Raw genomic sequence first — 17,512 nt, forward strand, 5'->3', positions numbered from 1 at the left:
TTGCTTTTTTTAAACGATTTCCGCCTCTTCGTTACCTACGTAAATCGAGCGTACAAAAATACAGAATAAAGAAACAACAAACGATTTTCATATTTTTTCTTTGTTTTTCTAAAAAAAATGTTTTGCTTTGAAAAAATTTATTAATGTATCGATTGGGTTAAACCGATGGCTTACTTAAATTTAGGAGGACTGCTATAGAGGAAAAAACTACTTAACATACTTTTTTATAACAAAAAAAAGACGAAGTAGCATAGCATGACACTGCAAAAGAAAACTGACCGACAACTAATTCATTTGTATTTAGCCGGAAATGAGGCTGCAATTGAAGAGTTAGTACATCGATATAAATCAAAAATTTACACTTCCATTTACTTATTGGTAAAAGATCCTTATTTAGCGGAGGACCTTTTTCAGGATACTTTCATCAAAGTTATCAGTACGCTGCAAGCTGGGAGATATAATGATGAAGGCAAATTTCTCCCCTGGGCCATGCGAATCGCGCATAACTTGGTGATTGACTATTATCGTAAAGAGAAGCGTACGCCCCTTATCGCCAATAGTGATGGATTTGATATATTCGACGTATTGCCGTTCTACGATGAAAGTACTGAAGAGCGTATTATCAGACAGCAAACACATAAGGATCTTAGGAAGATGATCCAATTATTGCCTGATGATCAAAAAGAGGTGCTGATTATGCGCCATTACGGAGATATGAGTTTTAAAGAGATTGCAGAAGTAACGGATGTTAGTATAAACACGGCATTAGGGCGCATGCGTTATGCGTTAAACAACCTCCGCAAGATGATATCAACATCTGAGGTCGCGTTAAAAACCGGTTAATTCTTCCATATCGGTTTGGCATATTAAACCGATGGAAACAGCATGTTTTATAGCCTCTCGATTGGTATTAAATAGACAGGTTTGAATTTCTGTTTCTTGAAGATTTTTAAAAAGCTGCAATGTTATTGCGGCTTTTTTAGGTTTTATGTTCCTTATATAAATAGCGGCTATTCGATCAGGATGATCTTTAGCGAGTGCGGCATATATGATTGGATCTCTTTGTGAATTGTCGCCGATTAATACAAATTTCTGCTTAGGAAAAACGCGAAGCAGCCTACTGATTCTTCTGTATTTATCATCATGCCCTGTTTTTCCTGTTTTAAAAAAATCGAACCAACGCTTAAAATGGCTTAGCAAAAAGGAGCCATGTGGCAGTTTATTGTGAGCAAAAATACTTTGGAGATAATCATATAAATTCCATTCACTGCTTGATACATAAAAAAAAGGATTTAAGTGACGCATTTCAGTTCCTGATCGAGACAATAAATTGTACCAAAGGACATGATCTGAAAAGAGTTTTCTTCGATGGGCATTCTTAATCAGTAGTTCACGAAGACGCCTTAACACAGTCGCCGAATGCGATATGAGTACGGTATCATCGATATCCGAAACAAATACGTACTGTGTCGAATGCGGCACATAAACCTTGCCCTGTGTAAAGCCATGCAATTCCTCCTTACCGACTAATCCAATTTTCAGGTCATGTAGTCCGGGATCTAAATGGATGTCTGAGGCCCATTTAAACTTAAAAAAGCCATCCGGTTCCGCTATCGTTTCGATTACCTGATCATAAAAATGCAATCTTAAACGAACACTACCTACCGGGCGTACGAAAAACAGCTTCAATAAACTAAGGGTATGCTTCCAACCATCCTTTGAAAAATCACTCGCCTTTTTTGGTTTACGCTTAAGGACATGTCCATAAACCACTAAGTTTTTACTATGGCCATATCCATTGTATATTTTTATTTCAACTGATGTACCCATCATCCATCAAACATATAAAACAGTTATTGGTTTTATAGTTGTCAACACAAATATGAATGAACATAACTGCTTCCTTAAAACTATATGTCCTTATCAATAGAGGATCCGGTAATCAGCAAAACGACTTCGAGGAAGTTATTCGGGATTTCTACCGCGGTACGCATGTACTACATTTCTTCACGCTTTCAAAAACATCTTCCGTGGAAGAGATTCGTCAAGATATAATTGCGTTTGGCCCTCATCGGGTTCTTGCAGTAGGTGGTGATGGAACGGTTAAGTTGGCAGCCGAATGTCTGCTCGAAACAGATATTCCGCTCGCCATTATACCAACCGGCTCCGCGAATGGCATGGCTAAAGAGATCAACCTCAAAAACAACCTCAAAGCAGCACTCGAATTAGCCGTAAACGGTACTCCAAAACTTATTCATGCTTTAAGGGTCAATGGGGAATTTAGCATTCACTTGGCGGATATAGGCATTAATGCACGCATTGTCAAAAAATTCCAATCCTTGGATGAACGAGGCATGATAGGCTATGCCAAGGCTGCATGGCAGGCTATCAAAAGACACAAAAAAATGCATGTTACCGTTAACGCTCAAGGGAAAAGTAAATCGCGAAAAGCCGAAATGGTGGTAATAGCAAACGGCACGAGCTATGGAACAGGTGTAAAAATAAACAAAACCGGTTCCCTATTTGACGACCAATTCGAGATTGTTATTGTCAAGTGGTTTTCCGTTTTGGAACTACTAAAAATGTGCTTTAGCTTCAAGACTCAATTTAATCCTTTTAAAACCGAAATTATACCTACCAACTATGCGAATTTAACTATAAGAGAAAATACGTCTCTACAGGTAGACGGCGAATATATTGGGAAGGTTAAACAGGTAGAGGTTCAACTTATAACTGATGCTGTACTTCTCGTCTGCAATAACGAAAAATTCAAATCAGAATACGCCTAAACAAACAAATATCGGGCGCATTGATGTTTCTTTCCGGAACAGTTGTCTGAAGCTCCTGATGATAAACGTCCTATTACGATACACACATTTTACCAATTCTTTGATGAGAACTAGTTAAAAAACATTAACTTCACTCCTTTCCTCATTAGAAACAATAAACCGAAGATTATGGCTAATTCGAATCTGAATCGTAGAGAATTCATTCAAGGCGCTGGCGCTGTTTTAACATTGTCTGCATTACAAGCTAAAGGGCTAACTTTTGCGGGTACTGCCAATAAGATGCAGGTTGGTTTAATTGGAGCAGGTTGGTATGGAAAAAGTGATCTCTTCAGACTCATTCAAGTAAGCGACATTAACGTTGTTGCAATATGCGATGTGGACAGCAATCATTTAAAAGAAGCCGGTAAATTGATCAGTTTAAGGCAGACTTCTAAGAAGGTTCCCGCATTGTACCGCGATTATAGGAAGATGTTAGCAGATCATAAATTGGATTTAGTTCTTATTGGTTCACCTGATCACTGGCATGCCCGACAAGCTATTGATGCGATGATGTCAGGCGCGCATCTCTATTTACAAAAGCCTGTTAGCGTTGATGTACTTGAAGGGGAGGCAATACTGAGTGCCGCAAGAAAATATAACAGAAAAGTACAAATAGGCACACAGCGAAGAAGCACTCCTCATTTGATTGATGCGAAAGAGAATGTAATCAATAAGGGCTTGCTTGGCAAGATATCTCACGTAGAGATGTGTTGCTATTATCATATGCGAAAGAACGGGAATCCACCGTTAGAGCCCGTTCCCGATTTCCTCGATTACGAAATGTGGACGGGCCCGGCTCCTTTACGTCCATATGACGGTTTGCCGCATGGAAGCTGGTGGAGAACCTTTATGGAGTATGGAAATGGAATTACAGGAGATATGTGCGTTCATATGTTTGATACGGTTCGTTGGCTATTACAACTTAGGTGGCCGAAACGCATCAGTGCAACAGGGGGAATTTACGTTCAAAAAGAGGGAAAGTCAAACATCGCAGATACGCAAACGGCTATTTTTGAATACGATGAATTGAACTGTATATGGCAACATCGCACCTGGGGAAATCCAGCTGATCCCGAATATCCTTGGGCATTTGTTATTTATGGTGACAAAGGCACCCTCAAGGGAAGCGTTATGAAGTATGAGTTTATTCCAACCGGTACGGGCGATCGCATTGTAAAAGACGTGGTTTACGAAAAGGAAGAGTTTCCGGCAGACTTAAATGAGCCTCGCATTGAATTGCACACAGCGCCAGCTACCAGGCGGCACATGCTGAATCTCCTATCGGCTATTGAAAACGACCATCTGCCGGTTGCAGATATTGAAGAAGGGCACATATCAACCGCCAGTTGCATATTAGCTAATCTTTCCATGCATTTGAATCGGCCATTGACATACGATCCACAAAAGAGGATATGTGTTAACGATCCGGAAGCGACAAAATTGCTGAGAAGACCGTACCGAAGCCCCTGGCAACACCCTTACATTTAAACGATCCTGCAAATTGTATTTACCAAATAAAGGGCAACCATCTATCGGTATGCAGGCGTAAATGACATAAAAAAAGGAAACGACCACATTACGGTGTTTCCTTCAGTAGCGGGGAGCAGGATCGAACTGCCGACCTCAGGGTTATGAATCCTGCGCTCTAACCATCTGAGCTACCCCGCCATTTTTACCCTTTCTCGTTTGGGTTTGCAAATATAGTTTATTTTCCTTTTCTTTAGAAAAAAAGTTAAAAAAGTATTTTGGAACACAATTATTATCCTAAACCATTATGGCAGAAAAAAGGAAAATGCAGTTAGAGTATGAAATAAAGTCTTCTCCTAAAATATTATACTCATTTATAAGTGAGCCAAATGGATTAGCGCAATGGTTTGCCGACGACGTTATATATCGAGATAACAAATATCATTTTGTATGGGATGACGAAACGCACCCGGCCAAGCTGTTGGCAGCTCGCGAAAACAAAAGCGTAAAATTCGCTTGGTTGGATGACTCCCCCTATTACCTTGAATTAGAGATTTTACAGGATGAATTAACAAACGATGTGGCGCTCGCCATTACCGACTTCGCTGCCGAGGAGAATGAAGCTGAAAGAAAACTAATCTGGAACAATCAGATTAAATATCTTTTAAGTGTGCTTGGCGCATAAATTTCGTACCTTTGTGAAAGGTTTCGCTTCAATCTAACGAGAGCGAGAATAGATGGAGAAAGATTATTGGCTTTTAACTCATTCAACAAACGCTTTAATTGAAAGGAATGTTGTTTGGAGATGGTAAAGCCGGAAAAACTATTTTGTTCAATGAAAAAAGTTCATGTACTGGTATTAAAGGCTTTTTTTAAACCTTTTATAGTTACATTTTTCATTGTAATGTTTGTGTTGTTAATGTTATTTCTATTTAAGTACATTGACGACCTGATTGGTAAAGGCTTTGAGTGGTATGTAATATTAGAGCTTTTATGGTATGCTTCAGCCGCTCAAATTTCAATGGCCATGCCCTTGGCTATGCTTTTATCCTCCATTATGACCTTTGGAAATCTCGGTGAAAGCTACGAATTAGTGGCCATAAAGGCGGCAGGTATCTCCTTACGTAAAGCAATGATGCCCCTCATTATTCTGGTCAGTCTTATCAGCATCGGATCCTTCTTCTTTAGTGATTATATCCTCCCTGTAACGAACCTGAAAATGGGTTCGCTTTTGTATGACGTAAGAAATAAAAAAGCTGACTTTCTAATTAAGGATGGAATTTTTAACAACAGCATACCGGGCTATTCCATACGTGCAAAAAATAAAAGCAAGGACGGTACCGTATTATATAATTTAATTATATACCAGCACGGTAATATTTCCCGAGGAACGAACGTATTGTTAGCGAAGGAAGGTGTCATGTACAATTCCCGCGATAATAACTATATGATTCTGAAATTAAAAGATGGCGTTCGGTATGAAGAAACAACTGCAGGTGATCGCTCTTATAATCCAAGACAACAGTTTACCCGCTACTATTTTGATCAAACAGAACAAAAGTTTGATATGTCCACCTTTCAGATGAAAAGGACCGATGAAGATCTCTTCAAAAGCCACTCGATGATGCTTAATCTAAAGCAGCTTCGTTATTATACCGATTCAACGACGAAGATCCTCGACAGCATACGAGGCAAGATTTTCAATGAGATCAAGTCGAATTATAAAATATTCAATAGTTATCAAGCAGCTCAAAACAAACCGGTTGAGGCCGCTGGAGCTTTAAAAAATTATAACAAATCGTTTGAAGAGATAATTCCTGTTGATAAACGTGTTGTAGCGGTTAATAATTCCCTCAATGATATTCGGTATATCAAAGAGGTACTGGATATGAAGGCAAAGTCTGACAAGGATTTTGACCTTTCCATCGTTCGATACATCCTGGAATATCATAAAAAATTTACCTTAGCGGTTTCTTGTCTACTTTTGTTTTCGATCGGCGCCCCACTTGGAGCAATTATCAGAAAAGGCGGATTAGGCCTCCCTGTAGTAATGGCTATAATATTTTTTCTTATCTATCACATTATTTCAACCGTTGCAGAAAAATCAGCCAAAGAAGGAAATATCGATCCGGTTTTAGGAACTTGGACCGCAATTATTGCTTTAACACCGCTTGGCATATTTTTAACCTACAAAGCGGCAACCGACTCATCTATTTTTGACATAGAAAGCTATAAATTAGCGATCAACAGATTTTTCGGAAAAATGGGCGAGCTATTCAAAAAAAGATTTGGCCGAAAACAGCATTCTTAAAAGACATGACGCTATAATTATAGAGGTGTACATGAACACACTTATCTTTGCATTACGTAACATTACAATACACGAATGGATTTTCATCTAAACACAATCGAAGAAGCGATTGAAGATATTAAAGCCGGTAAGGTCATCATTGTTGTAGACGACGAAGACCGCGAGAATGAAGGCGATTTTATAGCCGCGGCAAGTAAAGCAACACCCGAAGTTATCAACTTTATGATTACACACGGAAGAGGCTTGGTCTGCGTCCCCTTAACTGAGCAGCGGTGTCAAGAGCTTGAATTAAAACCAATGGTAGGGCAAAACACGGCGGTATACGAAACTAATTTTACCGTATCAGTCGACCTTCAGGGATATGGATGTACAACAGGAATTTCAGCGTCTGATCGTTCGAAAACAATTCAAGCTTTAATCAATCCTGACATTAAACCGGAAGAATTAGGGCGTCCTGGACACATCTTTCCATTGATAGCAAAAGACGGTGGCGTTTTGCGAAGAACAGGCCACACGGAAGCAGCTGTTGATCTGGCCCGATTGGCTGGCCTTGAGCCTGCCGGTGTCTTGGTTGAAATCCTAAAAGAAGATGGCGAGATGGCTAGACTTCCGGATCTGATAGAAGTTGCCAAAAAATTTGATTTAAAGATCATTTCCATAGAAGATTTGATCGAGTATCGCTTAACAAAAGACTCTTTAATTAACAAAGAGGTATCTGTTAAGCTTCCCACTGAGTGGGGGGATTTTAACTTAGTAGCCTACAAACAAAAAAATACAGGTGAACAACATTTAGCCCTTGTTAAAGGTTCTTGGGAACCTGACGAACCCATTCTTGTTAGAGTACATAGCTCTTGTCTAACAGGTGATATTTTCGGATCGTGTCGTTGTGATTGCGGGCCCCAGTTACATAAAGCCATGGAAATGATTGAGCAAGAAGGCAAAGGGGTTATTGTATATATGAACCAAGAGGGACGCGGCATCGGCTTGATCAATAAGCTGCATGCTTACAATCTCCAAGAAAATGGACTAGACACAGTCGATGCAAATATTAAACTTGGTTTCAGCCCAGACTTAAGGGATTATGGCATCGGAGCACAAATCCTTCGCAACTTAGGGGTCACTAAAATGCGCCTTATGTCAAACAATCCCACAAAACGGGCTGGTTTGGTTGGTTACGGCCTCGAGGTTGTTGAAAATGTTGCATTAGAAATACAATCTAATAAGCATAACGAGCTTTATCTCCGTACTAAAAGAGATAAAATGGGCCATACGATTATGAAAAACACCTAATAGAGCGAATTATCGCCAAAGTAAACTGGAATAAATGAGCTGAATCTTTTGTTCTAGTTTACTTTTGAACCTTTGACCGAAGTACTTTCCTCTTTTTCCTGAATTGGTTTCGGATTTTCTTCTTCCTCTTCTTTCTTCTTACGGGTTAGCATGAACATCCGTTTAAAGAACTCACCGAAGGTATCGAAATCCTGCCTATATACCAATCCAAAAGCACTTACATATTCATCTGTTGGATTCAAAAAATTTCGATTGTTCAGTCGATTTGAAGCTCTGAACAATAAATTACCATTTTTTCGGATCAGGTATAATGCTTCAACATCACTAGCAACTTGATTTCCAAATACGTTTAGGTCGTTTAGCTGGCTACGGCGATCGGTTATCCCTCCAGTCAATATAAGTCTATTGTTCAATAATCGAATGGAAGCACTGGCTTCATTCAGCGAACGAATGTTAAAATCGACGAAATTTAAATTCAACGATTGTGAAATAATGTTATTCAACTGATTGAATGCCAGTTCAGTACCCGCACTCAGGAATGTACTATTCAACTCTGTAGTCAAATCCGTTCCTGTTCCGGGAGCAAAGCTTCTTCTAACAATCAAGCTCAAGGCTTGTTGATTTACGTTGTTCGCATCGCTAAGGTAGCTCTGCAGTTCATCTTTTACATACGAATCAACCGGAAAATCAATAGCAAAGCTTATGTCAGGACGAAGAAGGTTCCCTGCTAAAATCATTTCGGCCTGCGCTACAACCCGTTGATCTGTCCCTTGCCTTCCCGCTGCCGTATAGAGCGGTCTGACACTTGTCCTTACTTCATACATGGCGGTTAAATTGATAAGCGCTTCTGCGGGATTCCCGGTCCAACGAATAGTTCCACCGCGATTGATCTCAAAGATCTTATTAATAAAATCCTGTGCAGTGAAAGTAAACTTCCCTTGCAGAATCACATACTCGCCAAACATCTCGAAATCGCCCAAACTGGTTATATTCATGGTTATATTACCGTTTCCTACACCCGACAATTTGCCAAGGTCTGTAATGATGGTTGCTTGTGCATTCCTACTGATATCCAGATCAATGTGTAGCGTTAAACCATCAAAATATGAGCCCCTGGTTTCGCTGAAGGTAGAATCTTTGGACACAAAAGTGATAAAATCATTCTCGCTCACCGTTCCGGACGCGTTTAGGGGTATATTAAAGCTGGTCCCCTCTTCTGTCGCTGCTTTAATGTCAATATCCATATTGCTGGTCGGTCCCTTAAACACAAAATCGCCGGTACCTATGCCGATGCCATAATAAAGCGGATTGTCTTTTGCCGTTGTATTCAACACCATGAATTTTTTGGCATTAATCTGAACATCAATAACCGGATCTAATGGGTTACTCATATCCACTGAGCCATTTGCTACGGCCTTATTGTTATTTTTATCGAGGATATCCAAATCTTTCAGCTCAATGGAACTATTGTTTACACCAACTCGATCATTGATGGTATAGCGCGTTTTAAGATAGTTTACGGTGAAGCTAGCATTTCTAAATTCACAATCTCCACTTATAATTGGGCTCCAAGGGGTTCCCTTGATGCTAATGGCTGCAGACACTGTCCCTGTTAAATCAGAGACTAGCTTCTTCAGAAATGGTTCAAAAAGCACGATTTCACTATCCTCCAAATTGGCTATTAAATCCAAGCTGTTTTCAGATGCCTTTGCATCGTATGATCCCGTTATCCGTAAGGTTTTAGTTCCTTGCCGATTCACCTCCATATTCATTCCGACTAAATCACTCGCCGGGTCCATTTTTGCGGTAAGGGTCATATCACCAATTTCCCTTCCATTATAATAAATATCCGAAGAATTGATGTCGGCTGAAATATAGGGATTCTTCAATAAGGAGAAGAGTTGGAAATTCCCATTTAATTTACCCTCCAATTCGATTCCAAGTGGATTCATTATTCCTGCAAGCGTCACCAAATTAAATTTATCAAAGGACACGTTTAACACATCTTCTTCATCTTTAGAAATCAACCCGTCAATTTTAACATGCTGTTCGCCATTTGCGAGTTCAAAGTCATTAACATGTATATTACCGCCGTGAAAGTCAAAATTCACCTTTTCTTCAAGTTTCCAATCTTCACGGTTTATGATCACATTTGAAGGCAACAAGCTTAGAATTGCTGCCTCCTTTTCATTAAATTCAACTAACCCGTTCAAATCCAATTGATTTTTCGCATCCACATCCGATAATTTCATATTAAAACGCAAACTATCATCACTCAGGATATTAGCTATGTTGATATTTTTTACATAAAGGCTATCGGTTATGTTTAATTGATCGGCTGTGACTGTCAAGTTAAGTGATTCGTCCATGGCTACTCCATCAACAATAATATCTGTGACTTTGATTTTTCCAACCTCTACCATCGGAATATAGGCGTTTAAATTGGCCGTGCTATCCACTGTAGAGAATTTTCCATTCACAAACATGGTGTCTGGAATCGTAATAAAAGGTGCGAAAAGCAACAACAGCGGTTCAGATCGTTTTAACTTAAGAGCAAAGTCAAACACTTGTTTACTGGATTTTTGCTCAATTTCCCACGATGGCAAATATCGTTTGGCAACCGATTTAAAGTAGGATGGAAAAGAAGCTAGATCAATCTCTCCATTCATCGTCGCATCAAGCATATCGGATTGCACGGCGATCTTTCGATTCGACCGTTCTCCTTCCGCTAAAAACACAATAGAATCAATGGAGATCGAGGAAGATGGCTTCCGCAAAACAATATGATGCAAACGCGCATTACCTACTATGTTATTAATAGTATTCCCCTGGAATTTGCCTGTCACCTGGCCTTCCAGCTGGAGGGAGTCCTTAATTAGCCCCATCTCCAGGAGATTAGCTTTTTCTACGATAGTCGAAAAATCATAGGAAGTTTCCGAGCTACGAAAGTCGACAGCAGCTTCTCCCTGCAGTTTTAAATTCCGATCGTTCACATCGACTTGAGCATGTAAGACCCGAGCATCGACAGTTCCATCTAACCGAATGTTTCTGTAGTTTTTACCCTTGTAAATAACCGAAGCGATCTGGCTCTTTATGTTAGCATTCAATTCATTCAAAGAAAAGCCGGTACCCTGTATGTCCGCCTGCAAAGAAACCGACCCGACTTGTCGGTTGTCAAGCAGGCCGCTAATATTAAAACGCTCGGCCTTTAGGCTTCCTTCATATGAATTTTCATCCTTCAAGTTAATGGCTACTCTGGCATCGACCTGTCCCAGTACTGTCTTTAAACTCCCGTCGAGCTGAAAATCATTATAAAATCCCCTCGCTTTACCCGTATAGTTAACATGACCCAGGGATGTTAATATTGCAGGTAATTTAAAATCCTTTTGACCGCTAAAGCCGGCAATAGAGGGTTCCAAATCCGTTTTAATTGTGGCAAACTGCTCCAGATCCAGATCAAATATTGTTTTCTCAATATCAGGGAGCCCCGCAACGCTTATATTGCCTCGCAAGTAGGTTGCTTTTCCCGTTTTCAGCAATAAGCGCTCACCTTTGAAGTGTCTCACCGTACCTTTTAGTTTTCCACTTAAACCAACATTAAAGGCAACTTGATTCATACCGGGTGCAAAGAACGCAATATCTCTAGAATCTACTCGAGTATCCTCTGTTTCGGCATAAATTTCTACCTTCTCGATAAAGTTGGCAAAATCTGCCAAAGTAGCATATTTAAACCGGAGTTGTTTTCCCAATTTGCTTCTATTTGTTTGCACGGAAAGGTTTTCGAAATTCATAGACGTGCTATCCATTTTAAAAGAAGCATCAAGTCGTTTAAGTTCAAAACCACTTTTTTCTTTAAACTTCAATCCTTTTATATCGGCTTTTAACAAAAAGTTTTTGAAATCGATCGTTGAAAAATCTCCATGTAACCCTAAAATGTCTATATCATTAAAGTTAACACCCGCCGTATGACGCTTCACTAATTCATTCTTGTACCTGAAATGAATGTTATTAAGTTTTAGACTGTTCAGGTTTACTATAAAAGAGCTTTTTCTTTTTGGCTGCTTAGGTGCACTGAAGTAGTCTAAAATAAAAGTGAGGTTATTAACCGAATCGGCCTTTTTTTTCAAATAAAAGCGGCTATTCGACAGTGTTAAATCTTTTATTGTAATCTCCTTTGATCGTATACTCTCCAAATCTATACCGGCCCTAAGCTCTTGTGCAAACAGCAAAGTGTCGTGTGACAAATCTTCTATATAAAGGTTTCGAAGGGATAGAGAAGAAAAGGGTTTTAGGTATACTTCTTCAATCTCGATCTTTGTATGAAGTTCATTGGACAAATAAGAAGCGACTTGCCGTGCAACATAAGTTTGAACTGACCTAAATTGCAAGGCAAACAATATACCTACCAGCAATGCAAATATACCGGTGCAAATATAAAGTACTATTTTTGCTACTTTTTTAATAAATTTGCATTTAAAACATTAAACAATCTGTGCTTTGGCAACCATTCTCGGCATCGAATCCTCCTGTGATGAAACTTCGGCCTCTATTTGTATAGACGGAGAAATACGATCAAATATTATTTCGAATCAAACCGTACATGAAAAATTCGGTGGTGTTATTCCGGAATTAGCCTCGAGGGCTCATCAACAAAATATCATACCAACCGTTAGCGAAGCTATACGTGTGGCAAAAATACATAAAAATGAGATAGATGCCATAGCTTTTACAAGAGGTCCTGGCCTGCTTGGATCATTACTTGTGGGGACGTCCTTCGCAAAGGCCTTTGCGCTTGCTCGGAATATTCCGCTTATCGAAGTTAACCATATGCAAGGGCATATACTGGCGCACTTTATTGAAGATCCCAAACCGAAGTTTCCGTTTTTGTGTTTAACGGTGTCAGGAGGTCATACGCAAATTGTTCTTGTCAAAAATTATTTTGATATGGAATTGGTTGGTCAAACAATTGACGATGCAGCAGGAGAAGCTTTTGACAAAACTGCCAAGATTTTAAATCTTCCCTATCCGGGGGGACCGCTAATAGATAAGCTTGCAAAGGAAGGCAATCCGCGTTTCAAATTTCCTGAACCTCAAATTAAGGACTTTGACTTTAGCTTCAGTGGTTTAAAAACAGCCATCTTATATTTCGTTCAGCAAAACACAAAAGAGAACCCAAATTTTTTACAAGAAAACATAAATGATATTTGCGCTTCTGTGCAAGATCGCATCATCAGCATCTTATTAAAGAAACTAAAATTAGCCGCTAATCAGCTTGAGATCGTTGATGTAGCTATCGCCGGCGGTGTATCAGCTAACTCGGGACTCAGAAGCGCATTAGTATCGCTTGCTGAGCAAGAACATTGGAATGTATATATTCCGAAATTTGAATATTGCACAGATAATGCAGCTATGATTGCAATCGCCGGATATTATAAATACCTTAATAACGATTTTGTTTCACAAGAAATTGCCCCACTTGCTCGCTGGAGTGTAAGTAATTAGGCCATTTCTCATTTTACTGTTCACAATGGGAGCACCAAGTTTATTTTTTTTCGGCATTTTCGCCATTCCTCTTATCGTTTTTCTAATATGGCTGATGCGAAAGGATAAAAGGAAAGGCATTTTTGGTATTATTGTTTTGATCATACTCGTTGTTTTCGCTATTGCAGCCTCGTTAAAAGCGAGTAAGAGTGAGTTGGATAGGCAAAAATATGAAGAAATAGATCGCTAAAAGTTCAAGCCGCCATTTTATAAGAGCACAAAAAAGGTGATGAGGAAAGTCTCCACATCACCTTTAATATTCTATAGATTAAACATTAATTAGCATTGTGCTCTTCCAGTTTTTCCGGAGACACCATGTCTTTAATTTTAGCTTCAAGTTCCTCCATCAAGTCGGGGTTATCTAATAGCAGGTTCTTTACAGCGTCGCGCCCTTGTCCTAGTTTGGTATCACCATAACTAAACCAAGATCCTGATTTCTTGATCACATTAAAGTCTACACCTAAGTCGATAATTTCACCAACCTTGGAGATACCTTCTCCAAACATAATATCAAACTCTGCCACCCTGAAAGGAGGTGCCACTTTATTTTTAACAATTTTAACTTTCACTCTATTTCCCGACACTTCATCAGCATCTTTAATCTGAGAGGTTCTACGAATATCTAGGCGCACGGATGCATAAAATTTTAATGCATTACCTCCGGTTGTCGTTTCCGGATTTCCGAACATAACACCGATTTTCTCACGCAATTGGTTAATAAATATACAGCAACAATTCGTTTTAGAAATAGTTCCTGTTAATTTTCGAAGCGCTTGAGACATAAGTCGAGCTTGTAATCCCATCTTGGAATCGCCCATTTCGCCTTCAATCTCACCCTTTGGAACTAAAGCAGCTACCGAGTCGATAACAATTACATCAATTGCTCCTGAACGAATAAGGTTATCAGCGATTTCCAATGCCTGCTCGCCATTGTCCGGCTGCGATATCAACAAATTTTCAATATCCACACCCAGCTTCCGTGCATAATATTTATCAAATGCGTGCTCAGCGTCAATAATAGCGGCAATTCCTCCTTTTTTTTGCGCCTCAGCTATGATATGCGTCGCTAAAGTTGTTTTACCCGAAGATTCCGGCCCATAAATTTCAATGACCCTGCCTTTAGGTACACCACCAATTCCTAAAGCTATATCCAAACCTAAGGAACCTGTTGAAATTGAGTCAATCGGTTCCACTGCGGAATCACCCAATTTCATGATCGTTCCTTTACCGTATGATTTTTCTAATTTATCCAGCGTTAGCTGTAAAGCTTTTAGTTTATCTTGATTACTCATCTCCAAAATTTTAATCAAATATAGATATATTATTTCTAAAATACTAAATATGTTAGCATATCTTGCAACTTTTATTCACTTATTGCCTTCAAGCCCTTCAGATATACTTTTTCGTAATATTTGCAGAGGTAGGTAATGGGACATTCGTCGCATTTAGGTCTTCTTGCTACGCAAATATAACGCCCATGTAATATCAACCAATGATGTGCAACAGCAAGTGTGTTTTTGGGCAAATAATGAACCAACTGCTTTTCCACAGCCAAGGGAGTTTTAGCGTTATTCGTTAGGCCAATGCGATTGGATACCCTGAAAACATGTGTATCCACGGCAATTGCAGGAGCATCATATACTACCGAAGCAATGACGTTAGCTGTTTTTCTTCCCACGCCCGGTAATTTTTGTAAATCGTTAATATCCGATGGAATAGTGCCTTCAAATTTCTCGAGAAGCATCTTTGCCATTCCAACGAGGTGCTTTGCCTTGTTGTTTGGGTAACTTACACTTCGAATATAAGTGAATACTTCTTCTACAGAAGCAGCAGCCAATGTTTCGGCATCAGGAAAGCGTTCAAATAATTTGGGTGTAATCTGATTAATCCGTTTATCCGTACATTGAGCGGATAGAATAACCGCGACCAACAATTCAAAGGCATTGCTATAGTGAAGTTCAGTTTGCGCGTCAGGATTGTGTGACGAAAAATAGGCAACGAATTCTCGAAAACGATCTTTTTTAAGCATAAGCAAACCTATAACAAAATCCTCATTTAACCAATTCCCAAAATGGTTTTTGATCAAATCCGAATATAGAGCTATCCATTGATTCGAATTTTGTCACTCGAATCAAATTTAACTATAGCAAGAGATACTCCCTATAATTATTAACTACGGGAAGTCTTGTGCTGCTTTGAAAAGGTCAAAATAGTGTCAATGCTCCGTTGGGACGGCTCTATTAAGAGGTTATCCAACGGCTGCTGAAGCATAGCGTAGAAAAGCCTATCCTCTGCATTTGATACTTCATCGTATGAAGAGGTATCGCTAGCGAGGTTTTCTAGAATTTTGGATGTAAAAGTTTCTACCATAGATTATATTTTAAAGTCTGAAGATATAATTTAATAACGTCGATTTTGTACACATATTGTGTAGCTTTTCATACAGTTAGTGTTTTTCTGCAAAGTCGTTGGCAAGCTTCAACGCATTGTATGCGTTTACGATACCACCTGTTACACTAATATCGGAAAGCCATACCTTTTTCTTAGTTTTATCCTGTGTAATTTTCACACGATATGTAGGCTTTACAACAGAATCAAATATAATTTTCTTAACCTCAGAAGCTGTCAAATCAGGGTAATAAGATCGTATAAGAGCAGCTAAGCCACTTACAACAGGAGCTGCCATACTCGTTCCCTGTTCCTCCTTGTATTTTGACCCTGGCACCGTTGAATAAATATCTACACCGGGAGCGAAAACATCGACGGTACGCTTACCATAATTTGAAAAGTCTGCCACCAGCGTTTCATCATATTTCCAGCCTGTAGCACCCACCTCAATCCAATTCTCCGCAACTCCTTTATTTATTCCTAAACTATCCACATAATTTTTATTGGGATAGTTTGGTTCTGAATCATTGTCCTGCCCTTCATTCCCTGCAGCATGGATAATAAGGACGTCATGTTTCATGGCATATCCTACAGCACTATCAACTATCTGTTTATCTTTCACATATGCCTTACCAAAACTCATGTTAATTATTTTTGCTCCATTGTCGACAGCGTAGAAAATAGCATTGGCCACATCCTTATCCCGTTCATCGCCATTAGGCACCACACGTAATACCATAATAACAGCTTGATCAGCCACTCCTTTAATTCCCTTTTGGTTGCTTCGATCAGCGGCAATAATGCCGGCAACATGGGTTCCATGTAAAGCATCAGGGCCCTTGACATCGTTATTTCCGTAATAGCGTTCCTTACTATCATTATAATTATCTCCCACAATATGCCGAGAATTATAATCCATGTTCAGATGATAATTAACCTCAGCCTCATAATGCTTCACTCCTTCGACCAGATCATCATAAAATTTCTCATAGCTGCCCTCTTCATGGATGCCCTTTTCGATCATAGATAACGTCTTCCGTGCCATTTTATTTTTAGGCTCATAGCGTTTAAAGTCGGCAATTGTTGGATTATCTTTTCCTATATCGCTCACAATAGAATCAACCTGTTGTTTAAACGCCTTTATAACTCGCTCGGTTATCTGAGCAATCTGCAATTTACTCATATAGTCGGTCGTCATCTTTTGATATGCTAAAAACTTGCGGCGCTCTTCCTCGCTCAAGGGGGTTGTTGGTAGTACAGAAACATATTTTGGATGTAGGTCCCTAACTAGTCTTACAACTTCAAGGTTATCATAGTGAACGTTTTCTCCCTCGCTATTACCTATAAAATTCCAGCCATGAAGATCGTCTATATAGCCATTAGAATCATTATCTATGCTATCGCCTTCTACCTCTCCTTTATTCAGCCAGATTTTCTCTTTTAAGTCTTCATGTTCGATATCCACTCCACCATCAATTACCGCCACTTTTACAGGTCTCGCTTCCTTTCCTTTTAAAAGTTCGTTATAAGCTCTCTCTGTACTTATCCCAGGCACACCGTCCATTTGCAAATCGAGATTATGCCAATTATCTTTCGCCTTTTTTGTTTGCGCATATGTATTGAATGAAAAGAGGGTAATGAAAACTAATAAGAAAAATGGCGTTCTAGCGATACTCATGAATGAAAA

General features: G+C 39.4%; 13 protein-coding genes and 1 tRNA gene. 8 read left to right on the forward strand and 6 right to left on the reverse strand.

Features of this window, described 5'->3' with window-relative positions; all coding sequences use genetic code 11:
• The first annotated feature begins 255 nt into the window (after positions 1-255).
• The gene (locus tag FKG96_RS26310; protein WP_013663870.1) at positions 256-843 is read left to right on the forward strand and encodes an RNA polymerase sigma factor; all 588 of its coding nucleotides are present in this window, start codon (positions 256-258) and stop codon (positions 841-843) included.
• On the opposite strand, the gene FKG96_RS26315 is transcribed toward FKG96_RS26310, so the two are convergent.
• On the reverse strand, positions 829-1,833 hold the full coding sequence (locus FKG96_RS26315) for an App1 family protein (RefSeq protein ID WP_242627394.1): 1,005 nt from the start codon (positions 1,831-1,833) through the stop codon (positions 829-831). The two genes, FKG96_RS26310 and FKG96_RS26315, sit on opposite strands and share 15 nt — an antisense overlap.
• Positions 1,834-1,886: 53 nt before the next feature.
• Here FKG96_RS26315 and FKG96_RS26320 point away from each other — a divergent pair, with 53 nt between their 5' ends.
• Both FKG96_RS26320 and FKG96_RS26325 read left to right on the forward strand, forming a co-directional pair.
• Positions 1,887-2,789: a diacylglycerol kinase family protein gene (locus tag FKG96_RS26320; protein WP_130858233.1), complete on the forward strand. Its 903-nt coding sequence runs from the start codon at positions 1,887-1,889 to the stop codon at positions 2,787-2,789.
• Between the two features lie 168 nt (positions 2,790-2,957).
• Positions 2,958-4,316, forward strand: a complete 1,359-nt coding sequence (locus FKG96_RS26325) for a Gfo/Idh/MocA family protein (RefSeq protein WP_013663873.1) — start codon at positions 2,958-2,960, stop codon at positions 4,314-4,316.
• 106 nt (positions 4,317-4,422) lie between these two features.
• On the opposite strand, the gene FKG96_RS26330 is transcribed toward FKG96_RS26325, so the two are convergent.
• Positions 4,423-4,496: transfer RNA gene (locus FKG96_RS26330), tRNA-Met, on the reverse strand.
• Between the two features lie 106 nt (positions 4,497-4,602).
• Here FKG96_RS26330 and FKG96_RS26335 point away from each other — a divergent pair.
• The 3 genes from FKG96_RS26335 to FKG96_RS26345 all read left to right on the forward strand — a co-directional run bounded on the left by FKG96_RS26335 (position 4,603) and on the right by FKG96_RS26345 (position 7,896).
• Entirely contained in the window at positions 4,603-4,980 is a 378-nt protein-coding gene (locus FKG96_RS26335; RefSeq protein ID WP_013663874.1) for an START-like domain-containing protein, read from the forward strand.
• Between the two features lie 150 nt (positions 4,981-5,130).
• A complete protein-coding gene (locus FKG96_RS26340; RefSeq protein WP_041387880.1) occupies positions 5,131-6,606 on the forward strand; it encodes an LptF/LptG family permease in 1,476 nt (491 codons plus the stop codon).
• A 75-nt stretch (positions 6,607-6,681) separates the two neighbouring features.
• Entirely contained in the window at positions 6,682-7,896 is a 1,215-nt protein-coding gene (locus FKG96_RS26345; protein WP_013663876.1) for a bifunctional 3,4-dihydroxy-2-butanone-4-phosphate synthase/GTP cyclohydrolase II, read from the forward strand.
• A gap of 53 nt (positions 7,897-7,949) precedes the next feature.
• Here FKG96_RS26345 and FKG96_RS26350 read toward each other — a convergent pair whose 3' ends face one another.
• Positions 7,950-12,233, reverse strand: a complete 4,284-nt coding sequence (locus FKG96_RS26350) for a translocation/assembly module TamB domain-containing protein (RefSeq protein ID WP_149106286.1) — start codon at positions 12,231-12,233, stop codon at positions 7,950-7,952.
• Between the two features lie 160 nt (positions 12,234-12,393).
• Between FKG96_RS26350 and tsaD the strand changes: the two genes are divergently transcribed.
• Positions 12,394-13,398, forward strand: a complete 1,005-nt coding sequence (gene tsaD, locus FKG96_RS26355; RefSeq protein WP_130858235.1) for a tRNA (adenosine(37)-N6)-threonylcarbamoyltransferase complex transferase subunit TsaD — start codon at positions 12,394-12,396, stop codon at positions 13,396-13,398.
• Positions 13,399-13,423: 25 nt separating this feature from the next.
• Complete coding sequence (locus FKG96_RS26360) at positions 13,424-13,627, forward strand: archaellin/type IV pilin N-terminal domain-containing protein (protein WP_130858236.1); 204 nt, start codon at positions 13,424-13,426, stop codon at positions 13,625-13,627.
• A gap of 85 nt (positions 13,628-13,712) precedes the next feature.
• Here FKG96_RS26360 and recA read toward each other — a convergent pair whose 3' ends face one another.
• The 3 genes from recA to FKG96_RS26375 all read right to left on the reverse strand — a co-directional run bounded on the left by recA (position 13,713) and on the right by FKG96_RS26375 (position 17,503).
• A complete protein-coding gene (recA, locus tag FKG96_RS26365) occupies positions 13,713-14,729 on the reverse strand; it encodes a recombinase RecA (protein ID WP_130858237.1) in 1,017 nt (338 codons plus the stop codon).
• Between the two features lie 71 nt (positions 14,730-14,800).
• Entirely contained in the window at positions 14,801-15,466 is a 666-nt protein-coding gene (gene nth / locus FKG96_RS26370) for an endonuclease III (RefSeq protein WP_013663881.1), read from the reverse strand.
• 417 nt (positions 15,467-15,883) lie between these two features.
• Positions 15,884-17,503 carry a S8 family peptidase gene (locus FKG96_RS26375; RefSeq protein ID WP_149106287.1) on the reverse strand — a complete coding sequence of 540 codons (1,620 nt, stop codon included), beginning with the start codon at positions 17,501-17,503 and terminating at the stop codon, positions 15,884-15,886.
• Between the last annotated feature and the right edge of the window lie 9 nt (positions 17,504-17,512).

It is taken from the genome of Olivibacter sp. LS-1 (genome assembly GCF_008245145.1).
Lineage (GTDB): Bacteria > Bacteroidota > Bacteroidia > Sphingobacteriales > Sphingobacteriaceae > Olivibacter > Olivibacter oleidegradans.

What these genes read in the sequence shown, in the direction of transcription:
- nth (WP_013663881.1), bottom strand. Translation starts at nt 15,466, where the DNA reads ATGCTTAAAAAAGATCGTTTTCGAGAATTCGTTGCCTATTTTTCGTCA.
- FKG96_RS26375 (WP_149106287.1), bottom strand. Translation starts at nt 17,503, where the DNA reads ATGAGTATCGCTAGAACGCCATTTTTCTTATTAGTTTTCATTACCCTC.
- FKG96_RS26340 (WP_041387880.1), top strand. Translation starts at nt 5,131, where the DNA reads ATGAAAAAAGTTCATGTACTGGTATTAAAGGCTTTTTTTAAACCTTTT.
- FKG96_RS26360 (WP_130858236.1), top strand. Translation starts at nt 13,424, where the DNA reads ATGGGAGCACCAAGTTTATTTTTTTTCGGCATTTTCGCCATTCCTCTT.
- recA (WP_130858237.1), bottom strand. Translation starts at nt 14,729, where the DNA reads ATGAGTAATCAAGATAAACTAAAAGCTTTACAGCTAACGCTGGATAAA.
- FKG96_RS26310 (WP_013663870.1), top strand. Translation starts at nt 256, where the DNA reads ATGACACTGCAAAAGAAAACTGACCGACAACTAATTCATTTGTATTTA.
- FKG96_RS26315 (WP_242627394.1), bottom strand. Translation starts at nt 1,833, where the DNA reads ATGATGGGTACATCAGTTGAAATAAAAATATACAATGGATATGGCCAT.
- FKG96_RS26335 (WP_013663874.1), top strand. Translation starts at nt 4,603, where the DNA reads ATGGCAGAAAAAAGGAAAATGCAGTTAGAGTATGAAATAAAGTCTTCT.
- FKG96_RS26320 (WP_130858233.1), top strand. Translation starts at nt 1,887, where the DNA reads ATGAACATAACTGCTTCCTTAAAACTATATGTCCTTATCAATAGAGGA.
- FKG96_RS26345 (WP_013663876.1), top strand. Translation starts at nt 6,682, where the DNA reads ATGGATTTTCATCTAAACACAATCGAAGAAGCGATTGAAGATATTAAA.
- FKG96_RS26325 (WP_013663873.1), top strand. Translation starts at nt 2,958, where the DNA reads ATGGCTAATTCGAATCTGAATCGTAGAGAATTCATTCAAGGCGCTGGC.